Source organism: Alteromonas sp. ABH4_454 (assembly GCF_056311775.1).
This window is the reverse complement of the sequence record NZ_CM149972.1, coordinates 1,818,655-1,834,588: the sequence shown is the minus strand read 5'-3', so window position 1 is coordinate 1,834,588 and position 15,934 is coordinate 1,818,655. Positions and strand designations below refer to the sequence as shown.

At 45.3% G+C, this 15,934-nt stretch carries 11 protein-coding genes and 1 pseudogene; all 12 read right to left on the bottom strand.

Annotation, left to right across the window (positions count from 1 at the left end):
• Nucleotides 1-152 precede the first annotated feature (152 nt).
• The gene (gene tilS / locus ACYX4W_RS08030; RefSeq protein WP_476075220.1) at nt 153-1,478 is read right to left on the bottom strand and encodes a tRNA lysidine(34) synthetase TilS; all 1,326 of its coding nucleotides are present in this window, start codon (nt 1,476-1,478) and stop codon (nt 153-155) included.
• Nucleotides 1,479-1,750: 272 nt separating this feature from the next.
• Nucleotides 1,751-2,707 carry an acetyl-CoA carboxylase carboxyl transferase subunit alpha gene (gene accA / locus ACYX4W_RS08025; RefSeq protein WP_012517579.1) on the bottom strand — a complete coding sequence of 319 codons (957 nt, stop codon included), beginning with the start codon at nt 2,705-2,707 and terminating at the stop codon, nt 1,751-1,753.
• A gap of 68 nt (nt 2,708-2,775) precedes the next feature.
• Nucleotides 2,776-6,241: pseudogene (gene dnaE / locus ACYX4W_RS08020) on the bottom strand (DNA polymerase III subunit alpha).
• A gap of 4 nt (nt 6,242-6,245) precedes the next feature.
• The gene (gene rnhB, locus ACYX4W_RS08015) at nt 6,246-6,818 is read right to left on the bottom strand and encodes a ribonuclease HII (protein WP_476075219.1); all 573 of its coding nucleotides are present in this window, start codon (nt 6,816-6,818) and stop codon (nt 6,246-6,248) included.
• A complete protein-coding gene (gene lpxB, locus ACYX4W_RS08010) occupies nt 6,811-7,959 on the bottom strand; it encodes a lipid-A-disaccharide synthase (RefSeq protein ID WP_476075218.1) in 1,149 nt (382 codons plus the stop codon). The genes rnhB and lpxB overlap by 8 nt, the downstream gene beginning before the upstream one ends.
• A 2-nt stretch (nt 7,960-7,961) precedes the next feature.
• Nucleotides 7,962-8,732, bottom strand: a complete 771-nt coding sequence (gene lpxA / locus ACYX4W_RS08005) for an acyl-ACP--UDP-N-acetylglucosamine O-acyltransferase (RefSeq protein WP_269915916.1) — start codon at nt 8,730-8,732, stop codon at nt 7,962-7,964.
• 1 nt (nt 8,733) lies between these two features.
• The gene (gene fabZ, locus ACYX4W_RS08000) at nt 8,734-9,183 is read right to left on the bottom strand and encodes a 3-hydroxyacyl-ACP dehydratase FabZ (protein ID WP_118490056.1); all 450 of its coding nucleotides are present in this window, start codon (nt 9,181-9,183) and stop codon (nt 8,734-8,736) included.
• A gap of 235 nt (nt 9,184-9,418) precedes the next feature.
• Nucleotides 9,419-9,934 (bottom strand): OmpH family outer membrane protein, encoded by a 516-nt coding sequence (locus tag ACYX4W_RS07995; protein WP_474808322.1) that lies wholly within the window; start codon nt 9,932-9,934, stop codon nt 9,419-9,421.
• A 61-nt stretch (nt 9,935-9,995) separates the two neighbouring features.
• On the bottom strand, nt 9,996-12,473 hold the full coding sequence (bamA, locus tag ACYX4W_RS07990; RefSeq protein ID WP_476075217.1) for an outer membrane protein assembly factor BamA: 2,478 nt from the start codon (nt 12,471-12,473) through the stop codon (nt 9,996-9,998).
• A gap of 58 nt (nt 12,474-12,531) precedes the next feature.
• Nucleotides 12,532-13,884 (bottom strand): sigma E protease regulator RseP, encoded by a 1,353-nt coding sequence (rseP, locus tag ACYX4W_RS07985; protein ID WP_476075216.1) that lies wholly within the window; start codon nt 13,882-13,884, stop codon nt 12,532-12,534.
• Nucleotides 13,878-15,065: a 1-deoxy-D-xylulose-5-phosphate reductoisomerase gene (gene ispC / locus ACYX4W_RS07980; RefSeq protein ID WP_476075215.1), complete on the bottom strand. Its 1,188-nt coding sequence runs from the start codon at nt 15,063-15,065 to the stop codon at nt 13,878-13,880. Before ispC ends, rseP begins: the two co-directional genes overlap by 7 nt.
• The gene (locus ACYX4W_RS07975; protein ID WP_179982600.1) at nt 15,065-15,928 is read right to left on the bottom strand and encodes a phosphatidate cytidylyltransferase; all 864 of its coding nucleotides are present in this window, start codon (nt 15,926-15,928) and stop codon (nt 15,065-15,067) included. Before ACYX4W_RS07975 ends, ispC begins: the two co-directional genes overlap by 1 nt.
• Nucleotides 15,929-15,934: the final 6 nt, after the last annotated feature.

The following is a 15,934-nucleotide window of genomic DNA, read 5'->3' as shown; positions in this document are numbered from 1 at the left end:
TTTCCAAAAAAAGCGGCAATTCGATGCCGCTTTATCAATACATTCTGCCGAAAAAAATTGAAAACTCTAATGACTGGCTTTTCTACGCCAACTGATAAAGTGTTTTTGGCACTTTAAATCTTGTACATAGTAATGGTAAGACTAATTAACGATTAAATTGGTTTAAAGGCTATATTGATACGCTCAACTTTTGGTTGTAGATAAACAACTTTCTCATCAATGATGATTGCCACAGGTGTTTCATTTAAAAAGATAGTAGGTACGCCATTTCGTTTCCATCTAGGTACACGCCATACTTTAAACCACTCTTTCAATAGCTTTGATACATTGGCGCCTTCAGGTTTCATTCGCAAATTACGCGCATTGGTTTGCAAAGAGACGGTATCGTTATTTTCTTCTTTCGTTACTGTTACCCTCACCTGCCCGTGTAACCAAGGAAGAGAATTGTACTGGTCTAACACTAACGCAAGACGATCTGGGATCTCGCACGTATCATTAACAACCCAGTAAAGGTCGTGGTCAAAACGTATAACCCTGCCCCACTTAAAGTTTACTTCAGGGGTAGCATCATGTTTCGCCCCCAGCATAGCAAGTACTTGGTCTGTCTGCGCTTTTGAAGGTGCAAGCTGTCCCTGCGCTTTGAACCAGGCGCGAATTACCATAGCCTGCCAAGGGATAGACAATGCAGCAAGCTTTTGTCCATCTAACCTGATATCAGCACGTTTACAGTCTTCGAAGTATTGCTGTGCAGATTCGCTGACTAGCTCACTTTGCTCTGCACAAAGCTCAGCGCTTCGCCCCACTGTCTTAGTTAACTGGGGCCACCGCTCAAGCAAATGAGGTATTATCTCGTTTCTCAAGAAATTCCTGTCAAAGCTGTTTTGCTGGTTAGATTCATCCTCGACCCACTGCAACATTTCCTCTTCGGCATAAGCGATAATGTCGCTTTTCTCAAGAGCTAGCATAGGTCGCATTATTAACGTATCGCCGCGGTACTGCACTTCGCCCATACCCGCTAATCCCTGAGGGCCAGCACCGCGTTTGAGCTGAAGCAATACAGTTTCAAGCTGATCTTCGGCATGTTGCCCCAAAAGCAGTACACCGCCAATTTGTTCGCACACTTCTAATAGTGCGCTGTATCGAACTTTACGCGCCTCAGCTTCTAAGCTCTTTCTAGAGTTGGTATCAACGGCAACACGATATTGATGAAACTCAACATCTTCAAGACGGCACTGCAGTTCACAGTGGCGGGCCCAGTCATCCGCATTTTCGCTTAAACCGTGATGTACATGTACAGCATGTATCGGGCTATCAAACTGCTCCCTATACGCGACGACGGCTTGAAGCAGTACGGTGGAGTCCACGCCACCGCTGTAAGCAACGACGAGTGGCGTTTGAAGTGGTCGCTTTACATTAGTCAGTGACGTGGCTATGCGGTTGACGATATGTTCAATAGTGGGGGATTGTAGAGGGGTCACAGACCAGTAATACCTTATTGTTTCAACTTTATGTTTTATTAGGGTTTAGCTTTGTATCTGCTGATTACTCGTTTTCTAATAACGCAAAAGGGTTGGTTACCAATGGTAAACAACCCTCTCGAATAATCTGAATCGACATGAACTAAGCAAAGGCTTAATAGACGTTTACAACAAACATTTTTGCTAATCGTACACCGCTTCGCCTAATCGTACACCGCTTCGTATCATGACGTGACTATTCGCAGTTTTCGAACTCGTAGCCCTAACTAGAATTAGCAATACCCGAACGACATTAAACGCTCGTAGCGCTCTTCCATTAGCTTTGTTTTATCTAGCTCTTTAAGTTGATTAAGCTGCTGCTTAATAACGGCCTTCAAATTAGCCGCCATGCCATTGTGATCGCGATGCGCACCACCTAATGGCTCTTCAACAATGCTGTTAATTAGACCCAGTTCTTTAATTTGTGGCGCACTTACACCCATGGCTTCAGCAGCGAGTGGGGCTTTTTCTGCACTTTTCCACAAAATAGACGCACAACCTTCCGGTGAAATAACCGAGTAGGTAGAGTATTGAAGCATATTAACGCGGTCGCCAACACCAATAGCTAATGCACCACCTGAGCCACCTTCACCAATTACGGTACACACGATTGGAACAGTAAGCTCAGCCATTTCGAATAAATTTTTCGCGATTGCTTCACTTTGGCCGCGCTCTTCAGCGCCCACACCTGGGTATGCCCCTGGCGTGTCGATGAAGGTAATAATAGGCATGTTAAAGCGCTCAGCCATCTTCATAAGACGTAATGCTTTGCGGTAACCTTCTGGTTTAGGCATACCGAAGTTACGCTTAATTTTTTCGTTTGTGTCACGGCCTTTTTGATGACCTATAATCATCACAGGCTGGTCATCTAGCATTGCTGGGCCACCAACAATCGCTTTATCGTCAGCAAACGCGCGGTCGCCAGCAAGCTCGTCGAATTCTGTAAAAATACGAGGAATGTAATCTAGCGTGTATGGACGCATTGGGTGACGTGCAAGTTGAGAAACTTGCCATGCGCCAAGATCAGAAAAGATCTTTTTAGTTAGCTCCGCGCTTTTGCCGCGAAGCTTATTGATTTCTTCTTCAATACCAACGTCAAACTCGCCACCTTGATTCACCAACCTAAGCTCTTCAATTTTTGCTTCTAGTTCGGCTATTGGCTGTTCAAAGTCCAAAAACTGTATACTCATTTCATGTCCTATTCGTACTACGCTCGTCTATGCAAACGCGAGATGTCCAATCTATCGAACTCTTAACCCTAATGGTAGAGAATTGAAACGGCTTTGTCTCCCAAACATTGCTTGAGATCGTGTAAAAGTTGGTCTTCAGGGGTAACGTACCATCTTGCGCCACACGCCAAAGTTACTTCAGCGTCTGGATGGGTTACCGCTAACTGAACAGGACAACTTCCACCGTTAAATGCCTGCAGGATAGATTGCATCTGACTCATTTTCTTCGGTTCAAGCAACTGGGTATCAATATTAAGTGCCAGCGCTCTCGCGTTTTTCTCTCGTGCCTGAACAATGTCCATTACATCACGGGCGGTGATTGTATTGCCCCCAGAGAAATCATCAAAGCTGACCTGTCCCTTTATAAGCAATATTCTGTCAGTTTCTAACACACTTTCGAACTGTTCGTACATATCGGGGAAGAAACGTACGTCTATTCTGGCACTCTTATCATCCAGTGTCACTATAGCCCAGCGGCGCCCACGTTTATTCGTCATAACACGCACGCCAAGCACCAATCCTACTGCACTGGCCATTTGATCTTTGTTGGTTGGTTTTAAATCAACTAAACGCCCGTCAGTATAGTAACGAAGTTCTTCAGCGTACTGATTGATGGGGTGACCTGTTAAATACAAGCCTAGGGTATCTTTTTCACCTTCTAGCCACACTTTCTCAGGCCATTCAGGCACGTCAGCAAATGCTTGCTTCACATCTTCAGGCTCGGTAGTCAGTAGGCCAAACATATCTGACTGACCAAATGACTCAGCTTTTGCGTGCTGCCCAGCGGCGGCAAGGGCTTCTGGTAAGCTCGCCATAAGGCTAGCGCGATGCGGACCTAAGTTGTCCATTGCCCCCGCTAACACTAGCTTTTCTAGCACTCGCTTGTTTACCCGTTTAATGTCTATCTTGGCGCAGAAATCAAAAAGATCTTTAAATGCCCCTTGGGTCTCCCGCGCTTCAATAATCGCTTCAATTGGGCCTTCACCTACCCCTTTAATCGCACCGATACCGTAAACAATGCGACCTTCGCTATCGACGGTAAATTTGTATTTACCCGCATTTAAATCTGGCGGCAGTATTTCGATGCCCATGCGCTCACATTCATCGACAAGCGTCACGATTTTATCGGTGTTATCCATATCTGCCGACATTACCGCAGCCATGAATTCCGCAGGATAATGCACTTTCAGCCACAAAGTCTGGTAAGACACTAACGCGTAAGCGGCAGAGTGAGATTTGTTAAAGCCGTAGCCTGCGAACTTTTCCACCAAGTCGAAGATTTTCATCGCAAGGTCCGGGTCAATATTATTGCCCTTCGCACCTTCGGCGAACGTGCCGCGCTGCTTCGCCATTTCTTCAGGCTTTTTCTTACCCATAGCACGACGAAGCAAGTCAGCGCCGCCCAGTGAGTAGCCCGCCATTTCCTGGGCTATCTGCATTACCTGTTCCTGATACAAGATAATGCCATAGGTAGGCTCTAGAATTTCTTTCAAGCACTCGTGCTGATATTCAGCATCGGGGTAGGAAATTTCTTCACGTCCGTGCTTACGATCAATAAAGTTATCTACCATGCCTGATTGCAACGGGCCCGGACGGAACAGGGCCACCAGTGCGATAATATCTTCGAAGCAGTCAGGTTTAAGGCGCTTAATTAGCTCTTTCATACCCCGAGATTCCAGCTGGAATACAGCAGTTGTCTCGGCGTTTTGAAGGGTTCTGAAACTCTTAGGATCTTCAAGAGGAATAGCGCTGATATCGACATCAACGTTCTTCCCTTCCTTGATCATATCTATCGCCCACTGAATGATCGTCAGCGTACGAAGACCTAGGAAGTCAAATTTTACAAGCCCAGCGGTTTCAACGTCGTTTTTGTCAAACTGTGTTACCGGGTTATTTCCTTCGTCATCACAATACAAAGGCGAGAAATCAGTAATTGTGGTTGGCGCAATAACAACACCACCGGCGTGTTTACCGGCGTTTCGGGTAACCCCTTCGAGTATTCGCGCCATATCGATAAGGTCTTTCACTTCCTCATCGCTTTCATAAACTTCTGGCAGCTTGAGGTTCGGCTTTAAAAGCCTTTTCTAACGTCATGCCAGGGTCAGGTGGTATTAGCTTTGAAATTCTGTCTACAAAACCATAAGGATGACCAAGCACACGGCCTACATCGCGCACTACTGCTTTTGCCGCCATAGTACCGAATGTAATGATCTGAGATACCGCTTGTCGCCCGTAGAGCTCAGCAACGTGGTCGATTACCTCGTCTCGTCTATCCATGCAGAAGTCGACGTCGAAGTCGGGCATAGATACACGCTCTGGGTTCAAGAAACGTTCGAATAGCAAGTCGAATTCTAGCGGGTCTAGGTCGGTAATTTTTAGGGCATAGGCCACCAATGAACCTGCACCTGAACCACGCCCTGGCCCTACAGGGATACCGTTATCCTTACTCCACTGGATGAACTCCATTACGATAAGGAAGTAGCCCGGGAACCCCATTTGGTTAATAACTTCAAGCTCAATGCGAAGTCGGTCATCGTACTCTGGACGTTTGGCTTTGCGCACTTCCTCATCGGGGAATAGAAACTCTAGACGTTCTTCCAAGCCTTCCTCAGACACCTTAACCAAGAAGTCTTCGGTGGTCATACCGCCGGTTGGAAACTGAGGCAAGAAATATTCATTTAGCCGGACAGTAACGTTACAGCGCTTGGCTATTTCAACCGTATTTTCTATGGCTTCGGGGATATCGCTAAATAACTCAACCATTTCCTCGGCAGTGCGTAGATATTGCTGATCGCTGTAGCGCTTAGGGCGACGGTTATCATCTAAGGTATAGCCATCGTGAATACACACACGAATTTCGTGCGCGTCGAAACCCTCTTGGTCAATAAAGCATACTTCATTAGTGGCAACCACGGGTAAACCGCGCTGCTCAGCAAGCTCTACGGCATGGTGTAAATAATCTTCTTCGCCTTGTCTACCGGTTCTAATCAGCTCTAAATAAAAACGGTCGGGAAAATGGGTTTGATAAAACTCAAGCGCATCTTCAAGAAGCTTGGCGTTATTTTTCATTAAACCTACGCCGATATCGCCGTGCTGTGCGCCCGATAAAACAATAACGCCTTCGCTATGCTCTGCTAACCATGCTTGATCAATGACTGCACGGTGCGCCAAGTGTCCGCGAAGGTAAGCCTTGGAGATAAGAATAGTAATATTCTTATACCCTTCGTTGTTCATCGCAATGAGGGTAAGTCTGAAAGGTTCATCGCCAAAAGCTTCATTAGTCACCCAAAAATCGGTGCCAATTATGGGCTTGATACCTAAATTATGTGCCTCCGAATAGAATTTTACCAAGCCACACATATTCATTTGATCTGTGATTGCCACGGCAGGCATGCCAAGCGCGGCCACTTTACCTAAAATAGGCTTAACCTTATTCAGGCCGTCCATCATCGAAAAGTCGCTGTGAACACGTAAATGAATAAATGGCGATGACATGATATTATTTCTCTTCGAGTAGCGCTTTTACGGGTTTAAAACTTTTGCGATAGCAATCTAAGATGCCATATTCGGCGATAGCTTCAAAATGTGCTTTTGTAGGGTAACCTTTGTGCCCGGCAAAGTTATATTGTGGGTAGGCCTCATGCAACGAAATCATATCGTTATCTCGCTCTACCTTAGCAATGATTGATGCCGCAGAAATTTCAGCGTGTAGGCTGTCACCTTTCACTACCGCTTCAGAGTCAAATTTCCAAGCTGGGACACGGTTGCCGTCTACGCGCACAAAGTCAGGTTTTACAGGTAAACCTTCCACTGCGCGGATCATAGCGAGCATGGTAGCGTGCAATATATTGAGCTTGTCTATTTCTTCAGGGCTTGCTCTACCGATATTCCAGTAAAGCGCCTTCTCACGAATCTCTTGAGCAAGGGCTACACGTTTCTTTTCACTCAACTTTTTAGAGTCGGTTAGTCCTTCAATGGGGTTTTCTGGGTCTAGTATAACCGCAGCAGTAACCACATCTCCAACTAAAGGGCCACGCCCTACTTCATCAACACCGGCAATTAACTTATGCAAACAATTCCTCCACGACAGCTTTTGCTGCTGTTTTATCAGCGTTGCATTTTAGCGTATGGTGGAGGTCGGTGAAACGGGAAATAAGCGCTGAATTATCACTTTCGAAGAAGTTAAGTAACTGATTGCTCATATTCTCTGCGTTTACCTCGTCTTGAAGTAATTCAGGAATAATTGCCTCGTTAGCCAAGAGGTTTGGCAACGTAAAGTACGGCGCTTTGTACAAACGCTGCATAATTTTATACGTGAGCGGTGCAAGTAAATAAGCGGCCACCATGGGGCGCTTGCATAACATCGCCTCTAAGGTAGCCGTGCCTGAAGCAAGCAAGATAACATCGCTCGCTATCATAGCATCACGAGAAGTGCCTTGGGTTACCTGAATGGGTAAGCGTGCTTCAGCATTATCAGCTTCAAGCAAGAGTGCTTTAATTTGCGAAAGACGATGCTCATTTGCCGCAGGGATAAGAAATTGAATGTCGCTGCGTTTAGCATGAATAGCTTCTATGGTCTTCAGAAACACGGGAAGCAACGTATCCACTTCGCCTCTTCTCGAGCCGGGTAGTACAGCCAATATGGGAGCATTGCTATCTACACCTAATGCCTGCCTTGCCGCATTTTGGTCGGGCTCAATGGCTATAGCGTCAGCCATTGTGTGCCCCACAAAGGTGTAGGGAACGTTATATTTATCGTAAACCTGCTGTTCGAAAGGGAACAACCCCAGTACGCGATTAGCCGCTTTCGCTATCTTGTGAATGCGTTTCTCACGCCACGCCCACACGGTAGGGCTTACATAGTGCATGGTTTTGATACCGCGGGCTTTGAGGGCTTTCTCTACTCTCAGATTAAAATCAGGCGCGTCAATACCTACAAAAATATCTGGCGGATTTTGCTCAAAATGAGCAAGAAGCTGCTTTTTAACTTTTAAGATGGCTGGAAGGTGGGATAGGACTTCAACAAGCCCCATAACCGACAAGGTTTCCATATCAAATAGACCATGGAAACCCGCCTTTATCATGTTTGGGCCCCCAATACCTTCGATAATAGCATCTGGGTATTGGCGTTTTAACTCGGCAACCATTCCAGCGGCAAGGATGTCACCAGAGGGCTCTCCGGCAACCATGCCGATACGAATTGGTTTAGACATAATTAGCGAATAATGCCTCGCTTGGAGTCTTGTAAGAATTGAACCATTAGCGCCACACCATCAAACTTTTGTGCTGGTTCAGCAAGCTTGTCCACTGCTTCGTCAATAGTATTACCTTCACGATAAATCGCTTTATAGGCGCGCTTGATTTCAAGCACTTCTTCTTTTGAGAAACCACGGCGTTTCAAGCCTTCAGAGTTGATCCCCTGAGGAATATTCTTCTGACCACTCACCATAACAAAAGGCGGGACGTCGCGCAGAATAATACCGCCTGCCCCTAAAAATGCATGAGCGCCGATTTTACAGAACTGATGAATGCCTGTAGCGCCGCCAATAATAACGAAATCATCAATATGAACATGGCCGGCCACAGCCACATTGTTGGCAATTATGATGTCATCGCCAAGAACGCAGTCGTGGGCAACGTGTGCATTAGCCATAAATAGACCACGAGAACCGATAATCGTTATGCCGTTGTCTTGGACTGTGCCACGGTGAACGGTAACCCCTTCTCTAAACTCGTTATCATCACCAATAACGAGTTCGGTAGGCTCACCCGCATATTTTTTATCTTGGCAGTCTTCACCAATTGAAGAAAACTGATAAAACTTGTTGTTTTTACCGATACGCGTCGGGCCGCGTACCACCACATGTGATTTCAGAATACAGCCGTCGCCTATGGTGACGTTGTCGTCTACCACACAAAATGGACCTATGGTGACATTTTCACCAATCGTTGCACTTTCTGAAATTACCGCAGTAGGATGGATCACGTTACGCTATCTCTCTCATCGCACACATAAACTCTGCACTACAAGCAATATCGCCATCGACACTTGCAGTACCTTTAAATTTCCAAATCCCTCTGCGCTCTTTTACCAGAGCAACATCAAACTCAAGCTTATCACCCGGAACAACTGGACGTTTAAAGCGTGCGTTATCAATCCCTGCATACAAGTATAACTTATCATTGTTGCCCATGGTCTTAAAACCTAGAACTCCGGCAGCTTGCGCCATGGCCTCTAGAATTAAAACGCCCGGAAAAATTGGCTGTCCAGGGAAATGCCCCATAAAACATGGCTCGTTAATCGTAATATTTTTGTAAGCCTTTACAGACTCACCCAGAACATAATCAGTAACACGATCAACAAGTAGGAAAGGATATCTGTGTGGTAGCAGTTCCAATATTTCCTGGATTTCGATGGTATTAAGTGAATTGGCCAAAAACTTTCTCCTGTATACAAGCATGACCTTTAGCTATTTTATACCAATACAGATGATACATTGGTATTTGGGTCAAACTCGCCGTAAAAACTAAAAACGGCGGCAACCATACGCTGTAAAGCGCGAAAAACAAATCAGACCAACACCTTTAGAGGGGTTGGTCTGACAAATTTTATAACTAACCAGCGCCTGCTGAACTTTGATGAACAGCGAAGGCCGACAGGTCTTAAGTTAATTAGTTAGTTTTGCTTACTTGCTGAAGTACCTGCTCAGATAAGTCGTGCTCTTCTTTAGCAAAAGCAACTGCACCCGCATTAAGTACTAAGTCGTAACCTTGCTTTGATGCAACAGAGTCGATAGCTTGCTTGATAAGGCCAAGCAGTTTGTTACGCTCTTCGTTGCTACGACGCTGAATGTTTTGTTGTAAAGGCTGACCTTTCTTAGATAGCTCTTCACGAACTGACAAGATTTTTTGTTCTAGTTCTTTCTTCTCGGTATCGCTCATTGTAGCTGCATCACGCTGAAGACGCTCTGCGTAGAACTGACCGTCACGCTGCAGTTGATTCACTTCTTCAAGCTGGTCTTTAAACTCAGCTTGAATAGCATTTTGAATCTCAGCCGCTTGAGGCATCGCTTGAAAAATACCTTGCACGTCAACAACAGCCACTTTCTGTTCTGCCATTACAGATGTACTTACTAAAGCGCTACCCAACATTGCTCCTGCAACGATATGTTTAACCAACTGTTTCAAAGGGAACTCCTTTTGTGAATCTTATTATAGAGCGCGGTTAAAACGCGCTCGTTTTAATGTCTTAGAAAGTTTGACCAATATTGAAAGTGAAGAATCTAGCATCATCACCATCACGTTGCTGTATCGCTTTCGAGAAGCTAAATACCATCGGCCCCATTGGTGAAATCCACTGGACCGATATACCTGCCGAACTACGATACAGACTCCAGTCAGAATAGTCCAATAGCTCACCATTTTGAGTAGATGCTATATCAAACTGACGGTAGTAGTCATAATCAAACTCAGTATCCCATACGTTACCCACATCCACAAACAAACTTGTGCGAACAGAGTTATCCATTTCTTCTTCAACAAACGGCGTAGGCACGATTAGCTCAATACCACCGAGTGCCATAGCGTTACCACCTAGGCTTCGCGTCGACCAAGAAAGTGCAGCGTCAGCTGGGTCCGCCGGGAATACTTCCCCATCAGGACCAGAAATGGTGCCAGTGTTACCGAGGAAAATACCTCGAGGACCAACCGTATTATTCTCAAATCCACGCAGTGAATCTGAACCACCTGCGGTAAAGTTCTCAGTGAACGGCAATATTTGTTCGTTGCCATCGATATCACCGTAACCGTTACCGTATCCGAGACGAATTCGTGTTAGGAACGACCAGCGTTGATCACGTGATAATGGGAAATACCATTTACCATCGAATACAGTTTTAAAGTAGTTAACGTCAGAGTTTGGCGTAGTAATGCTAAAGGATGCACGTTGAGACGAGCCCGCCGTTGGGAATAGACCACGGTTTAGCGTGCTTCTGCTCCAGCTTACGCTAGCAAGATAGCTATCGTATTTAATAGCCGCATCCGGATCTTCGCCATTGGTAAACTGGTTATAGAACTGCTCTGTTTGCTCATAATAACCACGGTTAAATAGCTCTACATTGCTATAGGTTAAACCGAAGTTGATACGATTAAACTCGTTAATTGGATAACCAACGTTCGCACCAATTGACCAACGTTTTGAGTTGTACTGGATTACGTTAAAGTCAGAGCCGTCGAACTCGCTATAACCAATGCTTCCACCCAAGCTGATACCGTCAATGGTGAAATAAGGGTCGTTATAGGTGATTTGCGCACTGCGCTGATACGAAACCGTACTTAGGTTAAGGCCAACACGTTTACCTGTACCCAAGAAATTATCTTGTTGGATACCCGCCTGTAAGCTTAACTTGGTTCTGTCACCGTAACCGATACCTGCGTTAAACGAGCCCGAAGGCTGCTCTTTAACATTATAGTTAACATCAACCTTATCTTCAGAGCCTGGAATACGTACAGTTTCAAACTCTACTTCTTCCATGTAGGTAAGACGAGAAAGCTGATTTTTTGAAGACTCTAGCAAATTATTAGATAACCAGGTGCCTTCCATCTGACTTACGTTTTGACGAAGTACACTGTCAGCGGTTACCACGTTACCGTTAAACTTAATACGGTTAACATAAATACGCTTACCCGGGTCTACAGATAGCGTCAGCTTAACCGTTTTATCTTCGTCATTAATTTCAGGTACTGTGGTTACCGTTGGATAAGCATAGCCGAAGCGACCTAGATATTTACTAATAAACTCTTCTGTGTAGGTGACTTCCGCTTGGTTGTATAGCTCGCCTTCTGTTAGCGGCAGTACGCGCTCGATGTATTCTTCATGGCCAAGTACATCACCTACGAGTTCTACTTCAGAAATGGTGTATTGCTCACCTTCTGATACGTTCATAGCAATGTAGATACCGGACTTTTCAGGGGTCATCGACACTTGAGTAGAGTCAACGTTAAATCGTAGGTAACCACGATTTAAATAGTGGTTACGCAAGGTTTCCATGTCACCTTGTAACGTTTGTTGCTGATAGCGAGTCTCTGATAGAAAGTCCCACCAAGGCGTATCGTATTGTAGCTCAAACGCTTCCATCAGCTCTTCGTCTGAGAAAATTTCGTTACCTACAATATTAATTTGCTCGATTTCAGCGGCATCGCCTTCTTCAAAAAGTAGCTTCAAATCGACACGGTTACGCGGTAACGGCGTGATAATAGCCGTTACGTCAGCATTGTACTTACCTATGCTGTAAAAGAAGTCTTTAAGGCCATTCTCAATAGAGGTTAGTACGGTCTTATCAAGTGGCTCACCGATGCGAACACCATTGCCATCCAAACTTTCTTGAAGCTGCTCATCTTTAATATCATCATTGCCGTCAAAAATAATATTACTGATGGTTGGACGCTCCGCCACACGAACCACAAGGGTATTGCCGTCGCGAAGAATTTCTACATTTTCAAAGTGAGTTGAAGAGTAAAGCGAGCGAATAAGCTGCGTTACCCTGAATGTATTAAGCTCGTCGCCAACTTGAACGGGCAAGTAGGTTAAGGCTGCACCAAGTGCAACACGTTGCAAACCCTCTACGCGAATGTCTTCAACAACAAATTCACTGTCTTGCGCCGCAGCATTGGCAAAGCTAGCACTGGAAAAAATGGCTCCGGCTGCTACTAACTGTTTTAACTTCATCTATTTTTCTTTTCCTGGCCGCGTTTTGTATTAGCTGTTTTGTACTTCCTGATTTGTATCAGGTTATGCGAGCGATATCGTTAAAAATTGCGATACCCATGATCATAAACAGAAGCACGCCACCTATTCTGTAACCCCATTCTTGCACCGCTTCAGGCACAGGCTTACCAGTGATCCACTCCACAATGAAAAACATGAGGTGGCCACCGTCAAGCATGGGCAAGGGTAATAAATTTATTATGCCTAAATTTACGCTTATTAAGGCAAGAAAACTCAAAAAGTACGCAAGTCCATACCCAGCACTTGTTCCCGCACCTTGAGCAATTGAGATAGGACCGCTCAAATTCTTCACCGATACATCGCCGGTGATAAGCTTTCCTATCATTTCGACACTCAGTGTCATTAGACGCCACGTTTTGTCTAGCGCCTTCCCAATAGCCTCTATAATGCCATATTGATGAGTAAACACATACCCTTCAGGCCAAGGCTCGAATGTTGGGCTCACACCTAAATAACCACTTTGCCCTTGTGGTGTATCGCGGCGCGCTATCGTGGCATTTAACGTTAGTTGCTGTCCATCCCTTTGTATATCAAGAGAGATACTTTCACCGGGGCTTTCAACAATAACGTCAACCAAACCTTCCCACGACGTCAATTTAGCGCCATTTAGTGCGACAAGTTCATCACCGGGTTTCAACCCTGCTTCCTGCGCCGCACTTCCCTCACCAACAAACCCAACAGTTAACGTTGCATCCGGTCGGTATGGGGTTAGGCCTAAGCTGCTTAATGGAGACTCGCTATCTGGGTCAAAGTTCCAAGAACCCAGTGTAAATGTCAGTTCTTTTTCGATATTTGATGCATTTTTAACCGTAACAGTGATTTTTTCTGACCCTATGTTAGAGACAACTTCTAAATTAACCGCTTCCCAGTCCGGTGTAATTCTGTCGCCGACCTTAATGATTTCATCACCAGGTTGAACGCCTGCTACAGCTGCAACACTTTGTGGCTCGACAGCTTTAACAACAGGTTTAACGGTTTCTAAACCGACAAGGTACATTAGCCAAAGAGCAAAAAATGCGAATATGAAGTTTACGCCAGGGCCCGCTGCAATTACCGCCATGCGCTGCAATACAGGTTTTTTATTGAAGGCTTTATCTTCTAACTCAGGCGGTACGTCATCAATACGCCCATCGAGCATGCGAACGTAACCACCAAGGGGAATCATAGCGATAACATATTCTGTACCGGACTTACTTAACTTTCGCCAAATTGGCTTGCCAAATCCAATTGAGAAACGCTCTACCTGTACACCGCATTTGCGAGCAACGTAAAAGTGCCCCCATTCATGTACGGCTACCAAAATACCTAAGGCGACAATGAATGCCCCAAGGCTCCATAAAAATGCTAGCACTGAAATTTACCTCGAATAATCTCGTTAGCTTTGGTTCTTGCTAGTGCGTCTTGTTCTAATATTTGTTGAATAGAACTTACCGATACGTGCGGCATAGCATTGAGCGTAGCGTCGTTTACTTTAGCAATATCACAAAATTGAATTTTGCCCTCTAAAAAAGCTTCTACAGCCACTTCATTTGACGCATTGACTCTTGTCGTTGCGCATTGCCCTTCCTTACATGCATCAATAGCCAACTTCAAATTAGGGTAACGCTCAAAACAAGGGGTCTGGAAACTGAAATTAGCCATATCCGAAAAGTCGAGGGGCTTCACACCTGCTTCAATTCGATCTGGGTGAGCCAAACCATATGCAATAGGTGTTCGCATATCTGGGTTACCCATTTGCGCTATTACAGAGCCATCAATGTACTGCACCATAGAATGGATTATGCTTTGTGGATGTATAACAACATCAATGTCTTCAGCGCCGGCACCAAATAACCAACAGGCTTCTATGAACTCTAACCCCTTGTTCATCATAGTTGCCGAATCGATTGTTATTTTTCGGCCCATTGACCAGTTAGGGTGAGTACTGGCCTCATCGATGGTAATTGACGAAAAGCTATTAAGTGGCCTTTCTCTGAAGGGGCCGCCAGAACCCGTTAATAAGATTTTGCGAATACCTGAAGCAGTAAAGTTACCATATTCGTAATTGTGCGGGAGACACTGGAATATGGCATTGTGTTCACTGTCGATTGGAAGGATTTCAGCGCCGCTTTGGTTTGCAGCCTCGATAAATAAAGCGCCAGACATGACCAAGGCTTCTTTATTAGCAAGCAAAACTCGTTTCCCTGCCTTTACCGCCGCCATTGTTGGCAAAAGACCGGCTGCCCCTACAATTGCAGCCATGACAGCGTCAACTTCAGGTGCGCTTGATACCTCTTCCAATGCTTTGGTGCCTGAAAGAATTTCAGCATCTACACCGTATTGAGAAGCTAACTCGCAGGCGGCTTTATAGTGAGCATCGTTGGCGATCACTACATAACGGGGCGCGCATTTTTGCGCTTGCTCCATAAGCAGTTCAAGCTGAGAGTTACCAGTAATAGCAAAAACGCGGTATTTGTCTGGGTGGCGATTTATTACGTCGAGTGTATTACAACCAATGGAGCCTGTGGCCCCTAACACTGTTACTGTTTGCATTACGCCATCCAAGTTACATAGCAGAAGGCAAATACTGGAAATGCTGCAGTTAGGCTATCAATTCTATCTAGCACACCACCATGGCCCGGTAGTATCTTACCACTGTCTTTAATACCAGCGCATCGCTTCAGCATGCTCTCGTTCAAATCACCAAGCGCAGAAACAGCAACGGTTATACCGCCAATTGCAAGGTGTAGCCAAATGCGCGACGGCTCCACCTGATAGTGCAGTGCAGCAAAAGCAATAATAGCGAACGAGGCAGCAATACCGCCTAACAAACCTTCTAAACTTTTACCTGGCGATACGTTAGGGCGTAACTTGTGTCGACCAAATTTAACGCCTACGAAGAATGCGCCTATATCAGCCGCCCAAACGATACCCAATACATAAAAAATCAGCGATGCGCCATAAAATGGATCAACATCATGCAGGCTAGTGCGAAGTGCAACTACGGCTACCCATGTTGGTATAAGCGTAAGTGCGCCAAATACGGTTCTTACACTGCGACTGTCTTTCCAGAATCGTGAGTACTTCGGATAGGCAAGCACCATAAATAAAGAGGCTATCCACCACAACACAGCGATGGTTAAAATTGCGCGATACAGGCCATGCAATTGGCCCTGATACCAAATGGTGCTGGCATCAACGGTAAGCGATAGAGCAATACATATTGCAAAGGCTCCCGCCATGTAAATAAGTTTTTTAGGACGCTCGCACACGCCTGACATATTCGCCCACTCATAGGCACCAATGCCGACAACACCGGCTATGGCTATTTCAAACCAGAAAATAGGAAGAAAAAGAATAGCGTAGAGCGCCAGCGGCGCGAGAATTAATGCAGTTATTATCCGTTGTTTTAGCATAATTTG